We start from the raw sequence: 23830 nt of genomic DNA on the forward strand, positions 1-23830 counted from the left end.
GTATTTATTTTTATTAATTATGTGATAAAACTATTTTTACTTTAAATCTATATAATATAAATTAAATTTATTTTATATACTTTTTTTTTAAGTATATTTAGAATTTTTTCTTTTATTTTTAGTTTTCAGAACATTCGTATTTATGTTATAATTTGTATGAATATATATTTTTTAGGAGGAAACAATATGAATTTAAATTTAACTAATACTATAAATTTAATGAAAAAATATTTAGATATCCCAAGTCCAGCTGGATATACTGAAAATGCAGTTTTAGAAAGTAAAAAAGACTTTGAAGCATTAGGTCTTAATACTATTCTTACAAAAAAAGGTGCACTTATAGCTACTCTTCCTGGTGAAGATGATTCAAATCAAATAACAATATCTGCACATATGGATACACTTGGAGCTATGGTAAAAGAAATATCATCTGATGGTACTCTTAAATACCATAAAGTTGGTGGTGGTTGTTGGGCAGCTATAGAAGGAGAAAACTGTACTGTTATAACTAGAAAGGGTAAAAAAATCAGAGGAAGTATTGTATTTAAATATGCTTCTACACATATATATGGTCAGACAAAGGCTGCTACTGAGAGAAATGAAGAAACAATGATTATCAGACTTGATGAAAAAGTATTTACAAAACAAGATGTATTAGATTTAGGAATAAGTGTTGGAGATTTTGTGTGTCTAGACCATCGCTTTGAAGCTACAGAATCTGGTTTTATAAAATCTAGATATATAGATAATAAAGCTGCTGTAGCAATGGTTCTTGAAATATGTAGATATTTTAAGGAAAATAATTTAACTCCTAAACATACTACTAACTTTTATATAAGTAATTATGAAGAAATTGGACATGGTGTTTCTAAAGCTTTACCTGAAAAAACAAAAGAATTTGTAGCAATAGATATAGCACCAACTGGGCCAAGTCAAACATCTAGTGAACATGGTGTAACTATAGTTGCAAAAGATAATTTATCATTATATGATTTTAATTTAAGAAACAAACTTGTCGATGTTGCAGAAGACAATAATTTAGATTATGCTGTCGATGTATTTACTTTCTATGGTTCAGACGCTTCAGAGGCCATTCGTTGGGGAGAAGATGTTCAAATAGCATGTGTTGGTCCTGGAACAAACAATAGTCATCACTATGAAAGAACACATATAGAAGCTATCGAAAACACTCTAAAACTACTTATAAACTATATGCTTAAAAAATAGTTAAATACACATTTTACTAAAGTCATTTCTTAACAAATAACCAATTTTAATTTTAATTTTTATACAAAAATTGGTTTTCCTATAGACTTAATTTCAATTTACTACTATTATATAAGTAGCTTCAATTTTCTTTAGTTAATTTTTATATAATTTATATAAATTATGTGAAAATTTTCTTTAGTTAATTGTTGTTAAATTAAATTTTTACAAGCTAACCCTACCAGAAAAGAGTTATCTAATCTGTAAGGAAATAGTTTAATATGGCACATTATACTTGTGTAATTAATAACTTTTCTTTTGTAGAAACTTTTCTTTAAAAGAAAAGTTTTTTGATTTTGGATTTGTTTAAGACATATTTTCTGAGTTAGGAGGATATTTATGAAAAAGGTTGCGGTCATAAGTGCTATTTTAGAAGAGCCAAAAGAATGTCAGCTTAAATTTAATGAGGTTGTATCAGGTTTTAAAGGTATTATTAAAGGCAGAATGGGAATTCCTTGTGAAGAAGAAGGAGTATCGATTGTATGTATAGCAGTTGTTGGCGAAATGGATACTATTAATAGTTTGACTGGTAAATTGGGAAACATACCTCATGTATCTGTAAAAACTAGTATATCAAAAAAAGAAATTTAAGGTGGTGAGTACAAATGAGTCTAAATTCTACTCCACAATCAATAAGAGTACATATAGGTCTCTTTGGTAAAAGAAATGCAGGTAAATCTAGCATAATAAATGCTATAACGAATCAAAGTGCTGCGATAGTATCAGATATTGCTGGAACTACTACAGACCCAGTATTTAGACCAATGGAAATCCTTCCTATAGGACCTTGTGTTCTTATAGATACTGCCGGTCTTGATGATGTTGGTGAACTTGGTGAACTTAGAATAAGTAAATCATTAGATGTTTTAGAAAAAACAGATATAGCTTTACTAGTAGTTGATTGCCAAATTGGTATATCAAAAGAAGATTTAACGCTAATTGAAAAGTTTAATGATAAGAATATACCTCATATTTTAGTTCTTAACAAGATTGATACAATTAAGAATCACTCTGAAATTTTAGACTTAACTAAAAATAAAGTTAAATGTCCAGTTGTTTCTGTCTCATCAACAGATAAAATTGGAATTGAAGATTTAAAGAATGAAATAATAAGAGTCTTACCTAAAGATAGCACTGAATTTAAATTGGTATCAGATTTAATTGAACCAAATGATTTAGTTGTTTTGGTAGTTCCAATAGATAAAGCCGCCCCAAAGGGAAGACTTATACTTCCTCAACAGCAAGTTATAAGGGATATTTTAGATACTGGAGCAATTTCTATAGTTACAAAGGAAGATAGTTTAAAAGAAACTCTATCTAGTCTAGGTAAAAAACCAAAACTTGTTATTACTGACTCTCAAGTATTTCCACAAGTAGATAAAGATACTCCAAAAGATATTCCTCTTACATCTTTTTCTATATTATTTGCTAGACAAAAGGGAGACCTTAAAGAATTAATTAATGGCGCTTATGCTTTAGAAAATTTAAAAGATGGTGATAAAGTCTTGATGGCTGAGGGATGTACTCATCACAGACAGACTGATGATATTGGAACAGTAAAGATTCCTAACATGATTAGAAAGAAAACTGGTAAAAATATTACTTTCGAATTTAGTTCTGGAGTATCCTTCACTGAAGATATAAATAAATATGCACTTGTAGTTCATTGTGGAGCTTGTATGATGAATAGAGCTGGAATGTTATCTAGAATAGAAAAGGCAAAATCTTTCAATGTACCTATAGTAAACTATGGTATTTTAATAGCATATGTAAAAGGTATTTTAGAAAGATCACTTGAACTTTTCAATTATTAAAAATTTAACCATATTTAATAATTACATATTTAGATATGACTAAAAATAAGATTAAATACTTTATAGATAAACTTTACAGCATAAATTCATTAAGCTTTGATGAACTACTATATTTAATAGAAAATATCGACAATGAAGAATATAACTTTGAACAAAATTTAAGAAACTATCTTTATAAGCAAGCTAGCGACATGAGAAATAAGCATTATGGAAACAGAATCTATTTGAGAGGACTTATAGAACTTACAAACTATTGTAAAAATAATTGCTACTACTGTGGAATACAATCTTCTAATAAAAATATCATAAGATACAGACTTTCACTTGATGAAATACTTGAATGTTGTGATATAGGATATAAAATAGGATACAGGACTTTTGTTTTGCAGGGTGGTGAAGATACATATTTTAATGATGATAAAATATGTGAAATTGTTTCAACTATAAAAAATAAATATGAGGATTGTGCCATAACACTATCACTGGGAGAAAAGAGTTATGACTCATATAAAAAATACTTTTTAAGTGGTGCAGACAGGTATCTTTTAAGACATGAAACTGCTACAGACAGTCATTATAAAAAATTACATCCACCAAACATTGAACTTAAAACTAGAAAGGAATGCCTAAAAAACCTTAAGGAAATTGGTTATCAAGTAGGTGCTGGATTTATGGTTGAGTCACCATTTCAAACCAATGAGGACCTTGTTCGTGATTTATTGTATCTAAAAGAATTAAATCCTCATATGGTTGGAATAGGACCTTTTATTCCACATCATGACACAATATTTAAAGATTATAAACATGGAGATTTAGAAAAGACACTACTTATGCTTTCAATTACAAGACTTCTACTTCCAAAAGTTTTATTACCTGCTACAACGGCCCTTGCATCTATAAACCCTAGTGGAAGAAATGCAGGTCTTTTAGCTGGCTGTAATGTAATTATGCCAAACCTTTCTCCTCAAGAATTTAGAAAACAATATTCTCTTTACGATAACAAAGCCTTTACTGGTCAAGAAGCTTGTGAGTATCACCAAAGTTTAGAAGAAAACATCAAGTCATTAGGACTTAAAGTCGACTATTCTCGTGGTGATAATATTGAATGGAGGCGTTTGTAAATGTTCATAAAACATGAACTAATTAATTCTTTATTAGAGGATGCAAAAAATTCAACTTATGATGATATTGAAAAGGTACTTGATAAGGCTGATAGAAGGGAAAAACTTACTTATAAAGATATAGCTACTCTTCTTGAAGTGGAAGATAAAAAACAACTAGATAGATTATTTAGTATAGCTGGGCAAATAAAAAACGAAATATATGGTAATAGAGTGGTTTTATTTGCCCCTCTCTATGTATCAAACTACTGTGTAAATGAATGTGTTTACTGTGGTTTCAGTACATGCAACAAATTTAAAAGAAAAAAACTTACTATGGATGAAGTAAAAGAAGAGGTTAAAATACTAGAAAAAATGGGTCATAAAAGACTAGCTCTAGAAGCTGGTGAAGACCCTAAAAACTGTGATATAAATTATATTTTAGATTGCTTAGATGCAATTTACTCAACATATAACGAAAATGGAAATATAAGAAGGGTAAACGTTAACATAGCTGCTACAAGTGTAGATGAATACAAGTTACTAAAGGAAAAGGGAATAGGAACTTATATATTATTCCAAGAAACTTATCATAAACCAACATTTATAAAGATGCATGGTCATTCTATAAAAAATGACTACTATTACCATTTAACAGCTTTTGATAGAGCTATGGAAGCTGGTGTTGATGATGTTGGTGCTGGAGTCTTATTTGGCTTATCTGACCCAAAATTTGAAGTTCTAGGACTTATGATGCATAATGAACACTTAGAGGAAAAGTTTGGAGTAGGATTCCACACTATATCTTTCCCTAGATTAAAAAAAGCTGAAGGAATGAGTTTAGAAGATTTTCCTCACTTAGTTTCTGATGATATGTTCAAAAAAATAGTAGCTATAACTAGATTAGCCGTTCCTTTTACTGGAATTATAATGTCCACTAGAGAAACTGCTGATATGAGAAATGAATTGCTAAAATATGGTGTATCACAAGTCAGTGCAGGTTCTCTGACAGGTGTTGGAGGATATAAAGCATATGAAGATGGTGACAATACAGAACAATTTGAAGTTGGAGACCATAGAAGCCCTGTAGAGGTGCTTAAAGAACTAATAACTGATGGATATATCCCTAGTTATTGTACAGCTTGTTATCGCAAAGGTAGAACTGGAGATAGATTTATGAGTTTAGCTAAAAGTCGCCAAATCCACAATGTCTGTACACCAAATGCTCTTACTACATTAAACGAATTTCTAATTGATTATGGTGATGAGGAACTTAAAGCTATGGGCAAAAAACTTATCACAGAAGAAATAGCTAAGATAGAAAGAGAAGATATAAGAAACATAGTATCTAACAATATGACTGCCTTAGAACGTGGAGAAAGAGACTTATACTTATAAAATTTTATTACTTATATATTATTTATTGTATATTCTATGGGTTAGTAGTAATATTATCTAAAGGGAAAGTTTAAGGGAGGGAGATTAACATTGAAAGATAACAACAATACCAATAAAACTATTCAATTTGGAGAAAAAAAAGCTAGCCTAGAAAGCAATATTCAAAAAAATAAAAATATCAAACTTGATAATACACACAAAGTCATTCCTTACCCTAAAAATAGAAAAAAGGATGATAAAAAGAAAAGTAACAAGAAAAAGAATATAAATACTAATAAATCTAAAGTCAATAAAAATAATTATGGTCATTCTTTTTTTAACAACAAATACAAATATAAAAGAAAACCTTATGTTATTGCCTTATACACAGTAATTTTTATTCTTTTAGCAATATTAATTATAACTAAATTAACAGATAATACAAGTAAAGGTAACTACTCTCGTAATACTGTTTCTGATGCTCACAAGAATGACATCCAAAACATGACCCTTAATGAATCAACTAATCTTCTTACTTGTGGGTAATTTAAAAGAGTTATCTCATTTCAGAAATTACTTTCTAAAACTGAGATAACTCTTATTTTTATTTATATGTATTTTACCAACCTTGAGTTACTTCATATACTTCATCACCAATTCTACCATTTAAATAATCATCTATTGCAGAATCTATGATACTCATTGCTTTATCTACTTGTTCCTTAGTTATTACTAGAGGAGGTTGTACTCTTAAAGTAGATTGACCTAAGAATATCATTATTAAACCAGTTTGTATACATCTATAACATATCTTAGCTGTAGCATCTGGATTTTTTTCATTAGAGCCATTTCCTTTAACTATATCAACTCCTATAGATAATCCTAAAGCTCTTATTTCTCCAATTATATCGTATTTTTCTCTTAACTTCTCAAATCCTGCTTTAATATAATCTCCCATTTCTATACTCTTTTGAAGTAAGTTTTCTCTTTCAATTATTTCTATAGATTTTAAAGCAGCTACACATACTGTTGTATTTCCAGCTAAAGTAAATAGATGTGCTGGAGCATCAAGGCTTTGCATTATCTCAGTTCTTCCAACAACTGCTCCTAAAGGTAATCCACCTCCAACAGATTTTCCAAGAACTATAAGGTCTGCTTCAACTCCGAAATTTTCTATACCAAACCACTTACCTGTTCTTCCCATACCTTGTTGTATTTCATCACTTATAAGTAGTATTCCATTTTCTTTACATATTTTACTTAAACCTTGTACCCACTCTACTGGAGGTACTATTATTCCTGCATCTCCTGCAATTGGTTCTATAAATATTGCAGCTACTTCTTCTGCTGGTAAATAGTGCGCAAAAGCATATTCTATCTCATCTAAACATTCTTTAGCTGTTCTATTTTTATCAGGGTAATGGAAGTGATAAACTTCTGGTAACAATGGACCCATTTTTCTTCTCATATTTGTACTTAATGCAGATATAGATATAGCTCCATAAGTACTTCCATGATAAGATTCATACATAGATATTATTTTTGTTCTTCCAGTATACCCTCTTGCTAGTTTTATAGCAGCATCTATACAAGCAGAACCTGTTGCACTGTATAATACTTTTTTATCATTATCTCCAGGGGCTATTTCCACAAGCTTTTCAGCTAATTTTACAGGAGGATCACTATGGAAATACGCAAGTGTATATTGTGTGATATCATCCATTTGTTCTTTAACTGCTTGTGAGATTTCCTTATTTCCATGACCTACATTCGCAGAGCCTGCACTTGCTAAAAAATCAACATACTCATTACCTTCATAATCATATAACATTGCACCATCACCTGATTTAAATGCTACTGGATAGTAAGGTATTTTTTGTGTTTTAGCAACATATTTTTTTTCTTCTGTACTTATCATTTGACTAGTTATCTCGCTCATTGGCAAATCATCCCCTCTTTAAATAGATTTATGTTTTAAAATTATTGCGATTTATAAAGATATTTCTATATAAAATTCTTTATATACTTAATGTTATTATCTTTGGCACAAATTGTCAATATATGTTTTTACAATTTTCAAAATATTTGTTATTCAGGAACAATATATTTTATTCTTATCAAATAAACATTATTCCACAAAAAATAAAGGACTCTATTCTATTTTTATAGAGTCCTTTAAAAATTAACTTATAAATACCATTATTCTGTTTATTTTCTATTAAATTGTATAATTATCTTTTATTTTCTCTAATAATACCTTTGAAATACTCTAATTGCTCTTGTTGTTTTTTATGTTTTATATATGGAAAAGCTTTGATAACTCTTTTTTGTAGGATAATATTGGACTCTATACGGTCTAATTTACTGTTTATTTTGTTTATTTTTTCTCTAGTTTCCAATTCATCTTTATTTACTGTTTTAAATAAAGCTTGTATCTCGCCTCTATCAAATTTATCAAGTTTCACATTTATATCACTAAGGTCTGCAATTATCTCATCTAACAAGCTTAACTTTATATCCAATTTTTTGAGTGTTATAATAGTAACAATTAAATCAATTATAGTCCAAAGTGTTGTAATTATAGCCATTGATATTAATATTCTATATGGAATTGTTCCTACAAAATACTTTATAAATGGATGTATCAACTTTACTATTATAACAGACATTACACCAAAGTATATTGCATTTTTTAAACATACTCTACCCTTTATATTGAATTTTCTGTCAGAATAATCCCACCATTTTGCATGAAATAAGGTCTCTAAAATAAATCCTGTAAAATACTCTAATATTGTTGTTAAAATCATGCCTAATAGAAATATTATGACTATATTATCAAACCTTTCCAATAATGATATTATAATCACTGCTCCAAAACCATAAACAGGACATATTGGACCATTTAAAAAGCCTCTATTAATTATTCTTTTGCTCGCTATAGAACAACCTATACTTTCTACTGTCCATCCTAAAAAAGAATATATAAAAAAGTACAAAACATACCTTATTATTTCCATAATTTATCTCTACTCCTTCACTAAGTTGTCTTATTTTATGCATAATGTAAAAATAGTTATAGAAATAGTTTTTTCGTTTTTTATGTTTGTTATTCTTTTATATTAAATTAATGTCCTATTCATTTAATCCAATTAACAATTTGCTAGCTACAATCCCATGTTTATCTTTTGATTGGTTTTCTTTATCAATCCAAACATAAAATGTATCGTATTTCCTTAATAATGGTAAATTTTTAACATCAAATTCTTGATATTTAACTACATCACTTTTTGATTCTTCAGTAATCACATAAGATACTAATCTTGTATTTTCACTTAAATAAATTCTTACATTTCCATCACTATCAATTATATTTTCTGGTCTCTTTACTTTATTATTAGAACCAGCTTTAATTGTTATTGTGCCTTTTTCAAATCTCTCAAATGTACCAATTATGTCTACTTCATCTTTATTTATATCCTTGATTATTTCCTTATTTTCCTCAATTAATATTTTTGATATTTCTTTATTTGATTTAAATTTAAAGTTTAGCAAATCTTGATAATTTATAGAAATAATTCCTAGCCCTATAACTCCTAAAATCAAGCTAGTTCCTATTATAGCCTTGAACTTTATTATATTATTAGGAAATAATTTAGTCATATTTATGTAAATAGCAATACCAATTATACCACCCAATGAATTTAAAATAATATCATCTATATCACTACTTCCAAGAGCAAGAATATATTGTATTGTTTCAAATCCTAAACTAATAAATATAATTGCTGTAATCATAGTTTTTTTATTTAATTCTTTAAATACTATAGGGAAGAAAATCCCCATTGGAATAAATATGCCTATATTTCCTATAATATTTACAGTAGCTCTCATAAAACTAATATTATTATCTATGATAAATTGCCATATTGTATAAAATGGTATTAAATTTACAGACCTGAACATTCCTTTTAAAATAGCGTAAATTGGTACATCTTTAAATAAAATTATTTTTATAGTCAATAAAACATATACAAAAAATATTATGTACACAATTGATAGTAAAAATTTTTCTAATTTTTTATTTTCTTCCACTAATAATCACCTTCTCTCTTAATATTTCAATGGTAACAATAAACATTTAAGACGATTTTAAAATTTTCTTAAAATTTCCTTAAATATTTATTAAAAACAAAAAAAAGCCTACACTAAAAAGTGTAGACCTTAACAGATCCTTAAACAAATATATTCTAATGAATAACGAACAATATAAGTGTTGAAAAAACAATAACTAATGTTAAAAGAAGCCTAGCATATAAAAAGTTTTTCTCTTTTAACATAACTCCTACTATTCCAAATATAAAAAATATAGATGCAATAAACTTGCCAAGAATATTGCTATTTGGATAATAACTAAAAAGCATAAAACAAAGCACAAATGTAAGTACCCCTATTGCATTAAATACAAATTTATTAGATGCTATTTTTCCTTTGTTAAAAAAGAAGCAAAATATTGATACTAAATCTAAAAATAAAAATACATAAAACATTCCTTTGAAAACGTCCATTTTTATACCCCCTAAAAATTCTAATTATAATATCCAGTTTATTTCACATAGTTATCAATATACTCAATAACCTCTATAATATCATAGGTTTATATTACTAGTGTATTACTTCATATTCATACATATTATAATCACACTCATACATATTTAAAGACTCATATGTTGCTTTTGCATTTATGTTTTCTTTTTCTACATATAATCTCATTCCAACAATAGTTTCATCTCTATCACACATATTTTTTATATAATTAAATAAATAATTAAAAATACCTTTTCTTCTATATTCTTTCTCTACATATACACTCTGAATCCAAAGAAAGTTCCCATTTCTCCAATCACTCCACTCATACGTATACATAATCTGTGCAACAACTTTATCAAATACTGTATAGACATGATATTTACCTTTTCTTTCATCCAATAATAATGCTTTTACACCTTTAGTCAGAACATCCATATCAAGCTCTTTTCCTTCAGTTTCCTTAGCTAAATTATAATTAAATTTTGCTATTACATCCAAATCATCTATACGAGCTTCCCTTATCTCTATTAATTCTTCATTTTCATATAACTCTATATAATCCTTTTGTTGTTCCATGTTTATTCCCCCATATCTATTTTATTACATTGATGTTTTTGCTTAAATATATTTATAGAGTTTTTTCTAGCTTCATAAATGCATAATCAAGTGTAGCTTCTAAATTACCATTATTTTTTCCTCCACCTTGAGCTAGTACTTGGCTTCCTCCACCTTTACCATCTATAAGACTTATTGCATCTTTTAATAAATTTCCCATATTAATATTTTTCAAGTTTTTAGAACATGCAAAAATTAGATTTATTTTATCTTCAAATTTAACAGCAAATAATGCAATATTATTTTCATCTTCTGTAATTTTGTTTGCTATTTTGTTTACATATTTTAAATCTTCATTATCATAGACCTTTTTAATAACTGAAATAGTATTAATTTTATTTGCATTTTCAATCATTTCTTTAACTTGATAATTAGCTACTACTTCTTCAATCTTTCTTTTTTTACTTAGAGCTTCTTCCACCTTATTATTTAAATTTACAATACCATTTATAGCATCCTCTTCACTGCAACTCAAATATCTACATATTTTAGTCAGATATATATCCCTCTTTAATACTTCATCCACTGCCCTTTTACCTGCTAGAAACTCTATTCTTGTACTTGACTTATGTTTTTCCCATTTCTTTATTTTTATCATTCTCAATTCACCAGTTGATTTTGGATGCACTCCACAACACGCATTTGTATCTAAATCACCTATTTTTATTACTCTTATCTCTTCATTAGTATTTGGCAAGTCACGTCTTAACCAAATCTTTTTTAGTTCTTTTTTTGTTGGAAGTAAGGTTTCTACTTGTATATTTTGACGAATAATTTCATTAGCAAGCAACTCTATCTCTCTAATTTTATCCTCTTCTAAATTACCTTCTATATCTACTGTACTATACTCATTTCCTAGATGAAAACCTGTCGTATTTGCATTAAAAGTTTTAAAAAAACATCCAGATAATACATGTTGTCCAAAATGTTGATGCATTCCATCCTCTCTTCTATCCCAATCAATACTACACTTTACCTTATGTATCTTTATAGGTTTTTTATCTAATACATGGTATATATTTTTTCCATCTTCATACACACTTATTACATCATAATTCTCTATTTTTCCCAGGTCTTCAAACTGACCTCCTCCACCAGGAAAAAACGCTGTCTTATCTAATAAAACATGATACTTATTTTCTATTTCTTTTATTTCAATTATTTCTGCTGTAAAATCTCTTACATATTGGTTTGTATAATATAACTTTTCCATTATAATTCTATCTCCATTTTCTTAATTCTAGACTACTTTACTTTTTAAATACAAATTTCAACCTAAGCTTAATTTAATTGTATTAAAATAGAACTCATCCTATTATTTACTAACATCATCTACTATATTTTAACATATAGATATTAGTGTTAACAAATTTATAATTGTATATTATTCCAATATTTTATAACATGTATGCTTACTTATTTTCTTATATAATGAAAAGTATATTAAAACATGTTAAATTGTAAAATAAGCTTTAATCTCTTTTACTAATTTCATACATTATTAATGATTTTGAAATATACATTGCTTCTATAATATTCTTAAAACGTGTATGATGAGAAGTCCCCTCTGAAAATTTTGGTTGCATTTTTTCACAATTAATAATACTTGAAGAAACTACTCTCAGTGCTTCCATCAATTCTTCCTTTGTGTAATAATTCATAACACATTTACTCCTTTATTTTTTAATTTGAAAAAACAGTATACCTCAATTTAATATCATTATCAACCGACATCATTATTATTTATGAACATATTCTACTCTTAAATATTTTAAATATCCGCGACATTACATATTTTAATAATTATTAATAATTTTAAATATACATATAATACTTTAACATTCATTAATATAGAGTATATTAACATTGATTTTTTAAAAATTTTAGTATAAAATCATATTAAATAAATTTTCTGAAATAATAGAATATTAAAATATACAAAAACAGCTTTTAATAACATCTATAATTTTCTTATAAATGTGTCGTTGTTTTAGGGGGAGTGATATAAAATGGCAATAAAACCAAGAAAAATATCTATTGTGGGTTCAGGGCATGTTGGGTCTCATTGTGGATTTAGTTTGATAACTCAAGGGGTTTGTGATGAACTCTTTATGATTGATATAGATGAGGCTAAAGCAAAAGCTCAAGCTTTAGACTTAGCTGATGCAGTTTCTTATTTACCACATAAAGTATCTATAGACAAGGGAACTTTTGATGATTGCCAAGATTCTGATATAGTAGTAATAAGCGTTGCTGACTCTTCAGAAGGACCTTTACGTAGACAAAACACAACTAGATTAGACCTACTAAGACCAACCATTGGAATGATAAAGTCTATAGTAGAACCTATAATTAATTCTGGTTTTGATGGTATATTTATAGTTATATCTAATCCTGTTGATGTAGTCACAAATTATATTTGGGAAAAATCTGATTTTCCTAAAAATAAAGTTATTGGAACTGGCACAGCTTTAGATTCAACAAGACTTAGAAGACTTCTATCTGAAGAAACTGGAATAGCTCAACAGTCAATACAAGCTTATTCTATGGGTGAACATGGAGACTCTCAAATGGTTCCTTGGTCTCATGTTTCAATTGGTGGTAAGCCTTTATTAGACATGATAAAGGATAATCCAACTACTTATGGAGAACTAGATTTGCCATCAATAGTTGAAAAAAATAAGAAAACAGGTATAAGTATAATAAATGGTAAAGATTGTACAGAATTTGGAATAGGAACTGCTTTAGTAGAAATTGTAAAAGCTATATTACATAATGAGAAAAAAATTCTACCTGTCTCTACACTGTTAGAAGGTCAATACAATGAGACAAATGTATTTGCAGGTGTTCCTTGTGTTATAGGAAAAGATGGCATAGAAGAAATTATTGAAATCAATCTGACTGAAGATGAGCAAAATGAATTTAGTAAATCTTGCTCTGTTTTAAGAGAACATATTGCACTTTCAAAAACACTTTAGATTCAAAATTATTTTAAGAGAGTCTTATCTAACTCATTTAAATAACTCTATGATTATTGTAGAGTATCATGATATGTATACATAAAACAAAATGTAATGAGATGCTAAGTTTTACAATAAAACCTAGAAAAATATCAATAATTGGAATTGGTCATGTTGGTTCACATTTTGGATTTAACTTGGTAGCTCAAGGTGTTTGTTATGAGCTACTAATGGTCGACTAAGATACTTTTTTTAAATTTTAAAACTTTGTATTAAAAGCAGGTAAATTACTCATAACAAAAATCTTTTAACTAAGCTAATGTTAAAATCATCTATACCTGCTTTTAATTTCAATACTCAAATATCAATCTACTTATTTCCATCAAATTTTATAACTTTGCTTTTTTTATTTATATTTTGAGATAATAATCCCTTTTTTAGTCCCATTAACAATTCTAAATCTTCTGGATAAAGATTTATCCCAAATTCTTCTAAACTAGATACTATACTATTTGTACTCATTATTTTATTTTCTATCAATAATTCGACTGCTCTTTTTAAATACATTGGACTTGAACCTTTCATTTTATCTAGAGGTTCTTCTCTTAACCACCCTTTTTTCTCCATCTCATTCATAAGATAATTATATTTTTTATAATTTATCTTACCTAGATTATATGCTCTAAAAAGCATAGCAGACATAGGTACAATCCACTTCTTCTTTAACTCTACATAATAATCTATGTCTTCTGGATGAATCAAGTCTTCTAAAAAACTCTCTTTTGGTAATAAAAATGCACATGCATACTCATCTGCTGAAAATTGCTTATTTGGTATTCTCAATTCACTTGACACTATATAACCAAGTTCATATGCTAAATCATAGTTTCTAATTGATGCTGATTTTTTATCATTACCCAGAGATATTAAATATTTAACTTCTTTTCCAATTCTCTGTTTTTGGGTAAAGATTGTTGCTCCTTTTTTATCTACATTCATACCAGATATTATAATTCCATTAGATTCTAGTAAGTTTACCATATTTACTATTGGGCTGTTATTTAAATCCCAAAATTCTCTTGTTTTATATGCAAGACTTTCTATATCATTTATGTTAGTATCTGACATTATTCTTTTACTTGGTAAATTTTCTTTTGGAAACTTAATATAACTCTCCATAAATGAGTATATTTTATGAATAATTATCATTTTTTCTCTATAAGAAATTTCTTCTACTCTAGGTAGTTTAGATTGAGGATTAAAATGACTATCCTCAACAATAACATTCATATTTTCATGTTTATAAAAATACTCTTTTGGAAAATTTAATATATTTGATAATTTTAATGTATTTTCCATATTAGGAATATATTTATTTTCTTCAAAAGCCTTCAAATCTTTCTTATTTATTTTCGTTTCCTTAGCTAACTGTTCTATAGTCTTTGCTCTAAAAACTCTAGCTGATTTTAATCTCTTTCCATTAAAGTCTTTTAAATTCATTTGTTTTCTCTCTTTCAAAATTAAATTCTTAATCTATCAATATAAATTATAAGATTACAATTAATAATTTATCATATTATTGACAAAAAAACAAAAGATGAAAATATATCTTTTATTTTCACCTTTTATCTAAGTCTATAATAGCTAATTTTAATTATTTAAAAAGTTTTAGATATTCTCCATATCCTAAACCTTCCATCTCTTCTTTAGGTATAAATTTAAGAGAGGCAGAATTTATGCAGTATCTTAAGCCTCCAAGTTCTTTTGGCCCATCATCAAATACATGGCCTAAATGAGAGTTTCCTTTAGCACTTCTTACTTCAACTCTGTACATACCTTGTGAGAAATCGCTTCTCTCAACTATAGATTTATCTATTACTGGCTTTGAAAAACTTGGCCATCCACATCCTGCATCAAATTTATCTTTTGATGAAAATAAAACTTCTCCACTTACAACATCAACATAAATCCCTTCTTTATCATTATCATAGTATTCATTTTCAAAAGGTACTTCTGTCATATCATTTTGAGTAACTTCAAATTGTATAGGAGTTAAAGTCTTTTTTAACTCTTCTCTATTTATATTATTTCCATCCCAGTGACTTTTTACAAAGTTATACCTACCTGAACCTTTATAATACATATTATAGTTTAATGGTCTTTTTTTATAATAATCTTGATGATTTTCTTCTGCATCATAAAATTTAGTTGCTGGAATTATAGCTGTTACTATTTCGCTATCAAATATTTTACTATTTTCTAAATCTTCTTTTGACTTTAAAGCTATATTTTTTTGTTCTTCATCATGATAAAATATAGCAGTCTTATATTGAGTCCCTCTATCACCAAATTGTCCACCATCATCTGTAGGATTAATCTGTTTCCAAAATATATTTAGTAACTCATCATAGCTTATTATATCATCATCATAAGTTATTTGAATAGCTTCTACATGACCAGTTGTTCCTGAACATACTTCTTGATATGTGGGATTTTCAACATGACCACCTATATATCCAGAAACTACCTTTATAACCCCATCATATTTATCAAAAGGCTTCACCATACACCAAAAACATCCACCTGCAAAAGTAGCAAGTTTTATCATTTTCATCACTCCTTAAAAAAAATTATATTTTATTTATTCCCTAAGAAGTAGCTTAATAATCTTGTATTTTCTTGTTTTTCTCTAATTAGTAAAATAATGTTTGTAAATGTAATTATAAATTAAATCTATTTTCTATAAAAACTCTTTTTACTTATCCATCCAAAAGCATCCTTTATATCACAATTTTCGCCCAAAGATAACAGATATTCCAACTCATCATAATCATCCATAGCTACATTCTTTTCCATTTTTGGATTTAGTCTATAGTAATTATCTCCAAGAAGTTTTTGAGAAAATAACTGGCTCATTTGAGAATTTCCTTCTAATGTTATAGATATAATTGGTAAATCGGGTTCTTTATTAATTATCCAATCAATAGCTCCCCATTCAGTAGTATCTGCCTTTATACTATTATACACATATCCAGTTCCTATTGAAAAAAGTCTTGTATTTTTAAGTTTAAACCCACTATCAATGGCATGAATTATACATGCTAAACTTGGGTCAGTTGCTATTATTCCTCCATCGATATGTCGATTATACGTTGGAAAAAACACAGGAGCAGCACTACTTGCCATTGCTACATCTATAACCTTACTAGTCTTTGTAAGAGAACTTGGCATATTATTATAAAACACTGGTTTCCATGAGTTTTCTTCATTTCCTATATAAAAGCTTGGTATCATTACTAATTTTTTCAAGTCTTTTAATTCTAATTCTTCTGGAAATATACTTAGTAAAACTTCTTTTAAATTTTTATTTTCATACTTAGGTCTTAACATTTCTGCATAACTTTTACTGAAAATATGCTTTGAATTTTCTATTGAATAGAGTTCTTTTATATCTTTTGGACTTACACCATACGCAAGACCTAATGCGATTAAACTTCCTGTAGATGTACCTCCAAACATATTTATATTATCTAACAAATTTGGATACTGATTTACCATTCTCTCAAGTATGGCTATACTCAATGCTCCTCTTAATCCACCACCATCAAAAGTCAATATATTAAAATTAGAATTTTTCATATACATATACCCCCATACAAAATACCTTATCAATTTTAAATTTCAGTCAAAATAATTTCATTATAGTAGTATATATATTTTATGCAAGTTCTATATAACGATGTTACTATTTTGGTATTTAAAGTACTTTGTACTGTACATACCTTATAATATCTAAAATAAATATTATAGAATATAGTATTTGTTTTAGATATTATAAGTAATAAATTTAACGAATCAAAATAATTTCTGTACCTTAACATATTATAAAAAATAAATAAGAGGCTGTCCAAAATAGAGATAAGCCTCTTTTTTATTATTGAAATGATAAAAATATATTTGATTTCATAAAAAAAAGAGTGCCTCATGAACTAAAAAGTTAATTTGAGACACTTCCTTATTTATTTTAATTACAAATACTTCCCTTCTTGAATATACTTATTTTCTTTATCCTAGTATTTTCTTCATATCTTCTTCTGGAGTAGATATAGGTGTTAATGCAAATTTATCAACCAATATATTCAATACATTTTGAGATAAGAATGCTGGTAAAGAAGGTCCTATATAAATATTTTTGATACCTAAATGAAGTAATGTAAGAAGTATACAAACGGCCTTTTGCTCATACCATGATAATACCATACTAAGAGGTAATTCATTTACTCCACATTCAAAAGCATTCGCCAATGAGACTGCTACTTGTATCGCACTATAAGCATCATTACATTGCCCCATATCCATTAAACGAGGCAAACCTCCAATTTCTCCAAGGTATAAATCATTAAATCTATATTTTCCGCATGCAAGTGTCAATATGACAGTATCTTTAGGGGCTTGTTTTACAAATTCAGTATAATAGTTTCTTCCAGGTTTTGCACCATCACAACCTCCAACTAATAAAAAGTGTCTTATATCTCCACTTTTAACAGCATCTACTACTTTATCCTGTACAGATGAAACTGTACCTCTTGCAAAACCAGTAGTTAATGTATCTCCTCCATTAATACCAGTCATATGAACATCTTCTTTATAGCCTCTAAGTTCAAGAGATTTCTCTATTACACTAGAAAAATCTTTATCTTCATCAATATGAATCATTCCTGGATAAGCAACTACTTCTGTAGTAAATACTCTATCTCTATAACTGTCTTTAACAGGCATTAAACAGTTTGTTGTAAACAGTATTGGAGCAGGAATATTATCAAACTCTTTTTGTTGATTTTGCCATGCTGTACCAAAATTTCCTTTTAAGTGCTTATATTCTTTTAATTTTGGATATGCATGTGCTGGTAATAACTCTCCATGAGTATATATATTTATTCCCTTATCTTTTGTTTGTTCTAATAATTTGTGTAAATCATAAAGGTCATGTCCTGTAACTACTATGAATGGCCCTTTCTCAATTTTCATAGGTACTTGAGTTGGCTCTGGTATTCCATAAGTTTCAGTATTTGCTCTATCAAGTAATTCCATGCATTTTAAGTTTATTTCTCCAGTTTTCATAACCAATTCTAAAAGTTCATCAATCGCTAAGTCCCCTCCAACCGCTATTAATCCTTCATAGAAAAATTCATTTACTTCTTTGTCTGTATAACCAAGTACCATTGCATGATATGCATAAGCAGCCATACCTCTTAATCCAAATAGAATTAATGATTTTAATGAACGTACATCTTCATTGTCATTCCACAAGTTTTTCATATCATAGTTATCATTTCTACTACATTTTGTTTCACAATCTAAACATCTAGGTACAAGTTTACTTTTTTCTATCTCAGTTTTTTCAATTTGTCTTTTTATAGCTTCATCATCAAAACTTACATTTGTTATAGTAGTGAATAATCCCTCTATCATAACTTTATCTGTTTCACTTGTTGGTCTATTTTTATTTCCAATAGTTGCTCTTGAAAAACCAATTAATACTCCTGTAAGCTCATCTTGTAAGTTGGCTGTACCCCCCTTTTTGCCACAAACTCCGTTTATAGTACATCCTTTACCCCCTGCTGTTTGTTCACATTGAAAACAAAACATATTCTCCATTTTTATTCCTCCCTTTTTATTTATTAAAATTTATTACATTTTTTGTTATTAGCTTAATTAAATTTCTCCATCCACAATTTTTCCATCTACAGATATAGTAACTATTTGCCATGGTATCATCTTTCCACTATTTTGTAGAGCTGTCTTAACAGCATTTACTATACCACCACAACAAGGAACTTCCATACGTGTTACTACTATATTTTTAATATCATTCGTTTTTAAAATCTCTGTAAGTTTTTCAGCATAATCTACTTCATCAAGTTTAGGGCAACCAATTAATGTAACCTTGTTTTTCATAAATTTATTATGGAAATTTCCATATGCATATGCTGTACAGTCAGCTGCTATTAAAAGACTTGCATTTTTTAAATATGATGCATTAGCTGGTACTAGTTTTATTTGTACTGGCCACTGATTAAGCTGAGACCCTTGTGTTTCAGCTGCTATATTATTATTTACCTGTTCATTATCTGACACGTCTCTATTTATAGATTTAGACTGAGAGCCTGGACATCCACATGCTAGATTTGTATTTTGTGCTTTCTTTGCTTCCATGTTTGCTTTTACTGCTACTTCATCATACTCTGCTGCTTCTCTATATTCAAATGAAATAGCATTTGTTGGACAAGTTGGTAGACAATCTCCTAGACCATCACAATAATCATCTCTTAAAAGTTTTGCTTTTCCATTTACCATTCCTATAGCTTCTTCATGGCAAGCTTCAACACATAATCCACAACCATTACATTTTTTCTCATCGATTTTAATTATTTTTCTCATAATTTATATCACCTCATAAAATTTTTTTAATTTAAAATATTGATTTTTTATATATTTATTTTCAAGACTTACATGTTTTTCTTTCAAATTTTTTGTAATAAGATTTTTATATCTTCTTGCTTTTATAAATTTAGTATAGTACAATAAAAACAAATTATCGGTTGCATATGCAACAAGGAAGTGATTGTTTGAAAAAAATTTTAGAAAAACATATAAGTCTGCTAAAAAAAATTCCTCTCTTTGAAGGAATTAAAAATGACGAACTTGAAGCAATGTTAGAATGTTTAGGTGTTGTTGATAAGATTTATCCAAAGGATAGCATAATATTCTCAGTTGGAAGTGAGGTCACTTCTATTGGAATTATGCTTAAAGGAAGTGCACATATAATAAAGGAAGATATTGAAGGTAATCGAAATATTGTAGCTGAACTATTACCTGGAGATTTATTTGGAGAAGTATTTGCATGTACTAGACTACATAAAAGCAATGTCACAGTGACTACAACATCTTCTTGTGAAATTTTATTTATAAAATTTAAAAGTGTAACTGGTATTTGTTCATCAACATGTGTATTTCATAATAGATTAATTGAAAACATGTTACAATTAATAGCTGAAAAAAATATTTTACTTCACAATAAAATAGAATTACTTTCTCGTAAAACGACTCGTGAAAAATTACTTATGTATTTTTCAAAACAAATAGAACAAACAGGTAGTCACAAATTTACAGTTCCTTTTTCAAGAAATGAAATGGCTGATTTTTTGTGCGTTGATAGGAGTTCTATGTCAAGAGAGCTTGGTAAGATGAGAGATGAAGGTTTGTTATCTTTTAATAAAAACAAGTTTGAAATATTCTGTTTTCAAAAATAGACTAGACATCTAAACTTGTCTACCTCAATATAAATTATGTTAATTGATTAAAATTATAAGTATTGTACTTGAATCTTAAATTTATATTTTTACTCAAAAAGTTAATAGATGTCTAATTTATCCAAAATTAGACATCTATTAACTTTATATATTAATTGGATTTATAATTAGCTTATTTTTTTTGTAGTAATTGATGTTTTATCTATAAGCCAGTCTTTTCCTTCCACTAATCGTGCAACTAACATTGATGTTACTGTATTACCAGTTGTATTTAATATAGTATTAGGAATATCAGTTATAGTAGTTATAACTGTCAACAATGGAATTGCTTCCACTGGAAAGCCGAAGATGCTAACCACGAGCATCTCTCCGATAAGTCAGCCCCCTGCTACAGGAGCCATAAATACTCCAACAACAAATACAGTTACAAATAATTGACCTATTGTTGCTGGATTTGCCATACCACTACCTAAAATACCTGATAAAAATGCAACTTTTATTATTACTGCTAAAACTGACCCATCTTTATGTATATTTATTCCAAGAGGTATAACTGTTTCTGATATATCATCGGGAACTCCTATATTTTTACTAGCCTCTAAATTTGATGGTATACATGCTGAACTTGAAGAAGTAGCTAATGCTGTTGCTATTGGTTTTATAGCATTCTTCCAAAATTGTCTAAACCCTTGTTTTCCTGCAGATAGAAAAGCATATAAACTATAAAATAATAAGAAATACAGTGCTGCTGTTAGAGAATAAATTACAAACACTCTTACATACCCTTGAATTATTTTACTTCCAAGTTCTCCAATTATTGTAGCTGTGTAACAACCTAACCCTATAGGAGCATAAAGCATGACTATACTTACTACTTTTAATATTGCCTCTGTTCCTTCCGATAATAGCTTTCTTATAGTATTTCCTCTATCCCCCATCATAGCTATTGCTGTTCCAACTAAAACTGCAAATATAACTAATTGTAATAAATTACTACTAGAAAATAAATCTCCAAAGTTTTTAACTGTAATACTTGATACTACTTGGTCTAATAATGTTCCTTTTGATTCTAAACTCTCTGCATCTTGAGCCACCATTAAACTTTTTACACTCGATACATCTAATCCTTTAGATGGATTAAATAATAATGCAGATGTAATACCTAAAACTGCAATTACAAGTGTTGTTCCCATAAATACTATAGCTGTATTTTTCATTATTTTTCCAAAGCGTTCCATATTTTTTACACTAGCAACACCTGAAGAAACACTAAGAAATACTAATGGTACTACTATCATTAATAGAGCATTTATAAATAAATCTCCAAATGGTTTTAGTATTGAAGCTTTTGGACCAAGTATTAATCCTACTATTGCCCCTATTATGGTACATAATAAAAGTATAATTGATGACTTATAATTTTTTAAAAAGTCCTTCATTTATATTTTCCCTTCTAATGTTTTATATTGTAAATTACTTAAAACTCTAAAAAAATTAAAGTGAATTATCTAATGCGCATTAATAATCTTTGTAATTTTCCCCAACAGCTACTTTAGCAAATACTGGAATATATGTCAATTTCTATAGTTTTTTTGTATCTTTAATGTGTTTTTAATAGTTCATATCTATATATAAATCCTAATAAAATTCTACTTTTAAAACTTTATTTCTATATTAATTTCAATAAAATAAACAATATAAAAAAATATATATAATATAGTTTAATTATTCTCAAGTTTAATAATTTATAATTTAAGATAAGGTTTTAGTATAGTCACTTTAATTACTACACTCTGTAATTTCATTAAGCTACTATTGTAAATACATATAATATTTTGTCAAATATTATTTTTTTATGCATTTAAATATTTTACGATATTTTTAAAACTAAAGTTCAAATAAGTTATGTTTCTAATTTAAAATTAAATAATAAATCCAATAATAAAAAAATACTCCTATTAAATCTATTCTCTAGCTCATAAATTTAATAGGAGTATCTTATATCTCTTAAAATACTTAACTTATATTTTTTTAATTAAATACTTCTTCTTTCCTAATGATATTTAAAAATTTTGCAGTTCTTTCATTTTTAGGATTATTAAATATCTCATTAGGAGTTCCTTCTTCAGCTATTACACCATTATCCATAAATATGATTTTATCAGCAACTTCTTTTGCAAAATTTATTTCATGAGTTACAATAAGCATTGTTATTCCTTCTTTTGCAAGTGATTTTATAACACTTAACACTTCTCCAACAAGTTCTGGGTCAAGTGCTGATGTTGGCTCATCAAATAATATTACATTTGGATTTACTGCCATAGCTCTAGCTATACCTATTCTTTGTTGTTGGCCTCCAGATAATTTTGATGGATAAAAATCTTTTCTATCCAACATACCTACTTTGTCTATTAATTTTAAAGATATCTCTTTAGCTTCTTGTTTACTTTTTTTATGTACTACTATTAATGCCTCCATTACATTTTCTAGTGCAGTTTTATTTTTAAATAGGTTATAATTCTGAAATACCATAGATGTATGTTTTCTTAAATTTGCTATATCTTTTTTTGTCGCTTTTTCTACATCTACCTTTACATCTCCAATCATTATCTTCCCTTTTGTAGGCTCAACTAGATAATTTAAACATCTAAGGAGTGTTGATTTACCTGTTCCAGATGGTCCAAGTATAGCTACTACTTCACTTTGATTTATCTCTAGATTTATACCTTTAAGAACTTCTGTCCCTTTAAAACTTTTATGTAAATTTTCTACTTTTATCATAATTCTCCACCTTT

Annotated in this window: 22 protein-coding genes and 1 pseudogene; 9 read left to right on the forward strand and 14 right to left on the reverse strand. The window is 27.8% G+C overall.

The features are described from left to right. Positions 1-186 precede the first annotated feature (186 nt). The 6 genes from Q3287_RS03850 to Q3287_RS03875 all read left to right on the forward strand — a co-directional run bounded on the left by Q3287_RS03850 (position 187) and on the right by Q3287_RS03875 (position 6103). Entirely contained in the window at positions 187-1227 is a 1041-nt protein-coding gene (locus Q3287_RS03850; RefSeq protein WP_054270610.1) for a M42 family metallopeptidase, read from the forward strand. 378 nt (positions 1228-1605) lie between these two features. Further along, positions 1606-1857, forward strand: coding sequence for a TM1266 family iron-only hydrogenase system putative regulator (locus Q3287_RS03855; protein ID WP_003430584.1), 252 nt, complete (start codon positions 1606-1608; stop codon positions 1855-1857). 14 nt (positions 1858-1871) lie between these two features. Continuing rightward, positions 1872-3080 carry a [FeFe] hydrogenase H-cluster maturation GTPase HydF gene (hydF, locus tag Q3287_RS03860; protein ID WP_054276931.1) on the forward strand — a complete coding sequence of 403 codons (1209 nt, stop codon included), beginning with the start codon at positions 1872-1874 and terminating at the stop codon, positions 3078-3080. Positions 3081-3115: 35 nt separating this feature from the next. Then, positions 3116-4201 carry a [FeFe] hydrogenase H-cluster radical SAM maturase HydE gene (gene hydE / locus Q3287_RS03865; RefSeq protein WP_054270612.1) on the forward strand — a complete coding sequence of 362 codons (1086 nt, stop codon included), beginning with the start codon at positions 3116-3118 and terminating at the stop codon, positions 4199-4201. Next, the gene (gene hydG / locus Q3287_RS03870) at positions 4202-5578 is read left to right on the forward strand and encodes a [FeFe] hydrogenase H-cluster radical SAM maturase HydG (RefSeq protein WP_054276932.1); all 1377 of its coding nucleotides are present in this window, start codon (positions 4202-4204) and stop codon (positions 5576-5578) included. It begins immediately after the preceding gene. Positions 5579-5668: 90 nt separating this feature from the next. Then, the gene (locus Q3287_RS03875) at positions 5669-6103 is read left to right on the forward strand and encodes a hypothetical protein (protein WP_054276933.1); all 435 of its coding nucleotides are present in this window, start codon (positions 5669-5671) and stop codon (positions 6101-6103) included. A 73-nt stretch (positions 6104-6176) separates the two neighbouring features. Here the strand turns inward: Q3287_RS03875 and Q3287_RS03880 are convergent, their stop codons facing one another. The 7 genes from Q3287_RS03880 to Q3287_RS03910 all read right to left on the reverse strand — a co-directional run bounded on the left by Q3287_RS03880 (position 6177) and on the right by Q3287_RS03910 (position 12423). After that, positions 6177-7496, reverse strand: coding sequence for an aminotransferase class III-fold pyridoxal phosphate-dependent enzyme (locus Q3287_RS03880; RefSeq protein WP_054270615.1), 1320 nt, complete (start codon positions 7494-7496; stop codon positions 6177-6179). Positions 7497-7788: 292 nt separating this feature from the next. Further along, positions 7789-8577: a putative ABC transporter permease gene (locus Q3287_RS03885; RefSeq protein WP_407963554.1), complete on the reverse strand. Its 789-nt coding sequence runs from the start codon at positions 8575-8577 to the stop codon at positions 7789-7791. A 115-nt stretch (positions 8578-8692) separates the two neighbouring features. Next, complete coding sequence (locus Q3287_RS03890; RefSeq protein WP_407963555.1) at positions 8693-9652, reverse strand: VanZ family protein; 960 nt, start codon at positions 9650-9652, stop codon at positions 8693-8695. Positions 9653-9807: 155 nt separating this feature from the next. Beyond that, entirely contained in the window at positions 9808-10125 is a 318-nt protein-coding gene (locus Q3287_RS03895) for a hypothetical protein (RefSeq protein WP_054276936.1), read from the reverse strand. Positions 10126-10222: 97 nt separating this feature from the next. Next, positions 10223-10723, reverse strand: a complete 501-nt coding sequence (locus tag Q3287_RS03900; protein WP_054270619.1) for a GNAT family N-acetyltransferase — start codon at positions 10721-10723, stop codon at positions 10223-10225. Positions 10724-10775: 52 nt separating this feature from the next. After that, the gene (locus tag Q3287_RS03905) at positions 10776-11975 is read right to left on the reverse strand and encodes an alanyl-tRNA editing protein (RefSeq protein WP_407963556.1); all 1200 of its coding nucleotides are present in this window, start codon (positions 11973-11975) and stop codon (positions 10776-10778) included. A gap of 259 nt (positions 11976-12234) precedes the next feature. Then, a complete protein-coding gene (locus Q3287_RS03910) occupies positions 12235-12423 on the reverse strand; it encodes a hypothetical protein (RefSeq protein ID WP_407963557.1) in 189 nt (62 codons plus the stop codon). Positions 12424-12771: 348 nt separating this feature from the next. Here Q3287_RS03910 and Q3287_RS03915 point away from each other — a divergent pair, with 348 nt between their 5' ends. Next, positions 12772-13740: an L-lactate dehydrogenase gene (locus Q3287_RS03915; RefSeq protein WP_407963558.1), complete on the forward strand. Its 969-nt coding sequence runs from the start codon at positions 12772-12774 to the stop codon at positions 13738-13740. A gap of 101 nt (positions 13741-13841) precedes the next feature. After that, the gene (locus Q3287_RS03920) at positions 13842-13964 is read left to right on the forward strand and encodes a hypothetical protein (RefSeq protein WP_265340538.1); all 123 of its coding nucleotides are present in this window, start codon (positions 13842-13844) and stop codon (positions 13962-13964) included. 127 nt (positions 13965-14091) lie between these two features. Here the strand turns inward: Q3287_RS03920 and Q3287_RS03925 are convergent, their stop codons facing one another. The 5 genes from Q3287_RS03925 to Q3287_RS03945 form a co-directional block, all read right to left on the reverse strand. After that, on the reverse strand, positions 14092-15222 hold the full coding sequence (locus Q3287_RS03925; protein WP_074179631.1) for a helix-turn-helix transcriptional regulator: 1131 nt from the start codon (positions 15220-15222) through the stop codon (positions 14092-14094). 154 nt (positions 15223-15376) lie between these two features. Further along, positions 15377-16330 carry a peptide-methionine (S)-S-oxide reductase MsrA gene (gene msrA, locus Q3287_RS03930; protein WP_219673360.1) on the reverse strand — a complete coding sequence of 318 codons (954 nt, stop codon included), beginning with the start codon at positions 16328-16330 and terminating at the stop codon, positions 15377-15379. 125 nt (positions 16331-16455) lie between these two features. Further along, positions 16456-17361, reverse strand: coding sequence for a patatin-like phospholipase family protein (locus Q3287_RS03935; RefSeq protein ID WP_074179629.1), 906 nt, complete (start codon positions 17359-17361; stop codon positions 16456-16458). Between the two features lie 426 nt (positions 17362-17787). Then, positions 17788-19380 carry a hydroxylamine reductase gene (gene hcp / locus Q3287_RS03940; RefSeq protein ID WP_407963559.1) on the reverse strand — a complete coding sequence of 531 codons (1593 nt, stop codon included), beginning with the start codon at positions 19378-19380 and terminating at the stop codon, positions 17788-17790. Between the two features lie 57 nt (positions 19381-19437). Further along, entirely contained in the window at positions 19438-20166 is a 729-nt protein-coding gene (locus Q3287_RS03945; RefSeq protein ID WP_054270627.1) for a 4Fe-4S binding protein, read from the reverse strand. A gap of 164 nt (positions 20167-20330) precedes the next feature. Here Q3287_RS03945 and Q3287_RS03950 point away from each other — a divergent pair, with 164 nt between their 5' ends. Continuing rightward, positions 20331-21035 carry a Crp/Fnr family transcriptional regulator gene (locus tag Q3287_RS03950; protein WP_054276943.1) on the forward strand — a complete coding sequence of 235 codons (705 nt, stop codon included), beginning with the start codon at positions 20331-20333 and terminating at the stop codon, positions 21033-21035. A gap of 167 nt (positions 21036-21202) precedes the next feature. Here Q3287_RS03950 and Q3287_RS03955 read toward each other — a convergent pair. Further along, positions 21203-22474, reverse strand: a pseudogene (locus Q3287_RS03955) (dicarboxylate/amino acid:cation symporter). Positions 22475-23066: 592 nt separating this feature from the next. Further along, positions 23067-23816 carry an amino acid ABC transporter ATP-binding protein gene (locus Q3287_RS03960; RefSeq protein ID WP_054270629.1) on the reverse strand — a complete coding sequence of 250 codons (750 nt, stop codon included), beginning with the start codon at positions 23814-23816 and terminating at the stop codon, positions 23067-23069. Positions 23817-23830: the final 14 nt, after the last annotated feature.

It is taken from the genome of Clostridioides sp. GD02404 (assembly GCF_045898275.1).
In the GTDB taxonomy this organism is placed as follows: domain Bacteria; phylum Bacillota; class Clostridia; order Peptostreptococcales; family Peptostreptococcaceae; genus Clostridioides; species Clostridioides difficile_A.

Bases quoted from the DNA above. Each gene is read 5' to 3' on its own strand.
- Q3287_RS03850 (WP_054270610.1), top strand. From the start codon at position 187: ATGAATTTAAATTTAACTAATACTATAAATTTAATGAAAAAATATTTA.
- Q3287_RS03855 (WP_003430584.1), top strand. From the start codon at position 1,606: ATGAAAAAGGTTGCGGTCATAAGTGCTATTTTAGAAGAGCCAAAAGAA.
- hydF (WP_054276931.1), top strand. From the start codon at position 1,872: ATGAGTCTAAATTCTACTCCACAATCAATAAGAGTACATATAGGTCTC.
- hydE (WP_054270612.1), top strand. From the start codon at position 3,116: ATGACTAAAAATAAGATTAAATACTTTATAGATAAACTTTACAGCATA.
- hydG (WP_054276932.1), top strand. From the start codon at position 4,202: ATGTTCATAAAACATGAACTAATTAATTCTTTATTAGAGGATGCAAAA.
- Q3287_RS03880 (WP_054270615.1), bottom strand. From the start codon at position 7,496: ATGAGCGAGATAACTAGTCAAATGATAAGTACAGAAGAAAAAAAATAT.
- Q3287_RS03885 (WP_407963554.1), bottom strand. From the start codon at position 8,577: ATGGAAATAATAAGGTATGTTTTGTACTTTTTTATATATTCTTTTTTA.
- Q3287_RS03895 (WP_054276936.1), bottom strand. From the start codon at position 10,125: ATGGACGTTTTCAAAGGAATGTTTTATGTATTTTTATTTTTAGATTTA.
- Q3287_RS03900 (WP_054270619.1), bottom strand. From the start codon at position 10,723: ATGGAACAACAAAAGGATTATATAGAGTTATATGAAAATGAAGAATTA.
- Q3287_RS03905 (WP_407963556.1), bottom strand. From the start codon at position 11,975: ATGGAAAAGTTATATTATACAAACCAATATGTAAGAGATTTTACAGCA.
- Q3287_RS03910 (WP_407963557.1), bottom strand. From the start codon at position 12,423: ATGAATTATTACACAAAGGAAGAATTGATGGAAGCACTGAGAGTAGTT.
- Q3287_RS03915 (WP_407963558.1), top strand. From the start codon at position 12,772: ATGGCAATAAAACCAAGAAAAATATCTATTGTGGGTTCAGGGCATGTT.
- Q3287_RS03920 (WP_265340538.1), top strand. From the start codon at position 13,842: ATGCTAAGTTTTACAATAAAACCTAGAAAAATATCAATAATTGGAATT.
- Q3287_RS03925 (WP_074179631.1), bottom strand. From the start codon at position 15,222: ATGAATTTAAAAGACTTTAATGGAAAGAGATTAAAATCAGCTAGAGTT.
- msrA (WP_219673360.1), bottom strand. From the start codon at position 16,330: ATGATAAAACTTGCTACTTTTGCAGGTGGATGTTTTTGGTGTATGGTG.
- Q3287_RS03935 (WP_074179629.1), bottom strand. From the start codon at position 17,361: ATGAAAAATTCTAATTTTAATATATTGACTTTTGATGGTGGTGGATTA.
- hcp (WP_407963559.1), bottom strand. From the start codon at position 19,380: ATGGAGAATATGTTTTGTTTTCAATGTGAACAAACAGCAGGGGGTAAA.
- Q3287_RS03950 (WP_054276943.1), top strand. From the start codon at position 20,331: ATGCAACAAGGAAGTGATTGTTTGAAAAAAATTTTAGAAAAACATATA.
- Q3287_RS03960 (WP_054270629.1), bottom strand. From the start codon at position 23,816: ATGATAAAAGTAGAAAATTTACATAAAAGTTTTAAAGGGACAGAAGTT.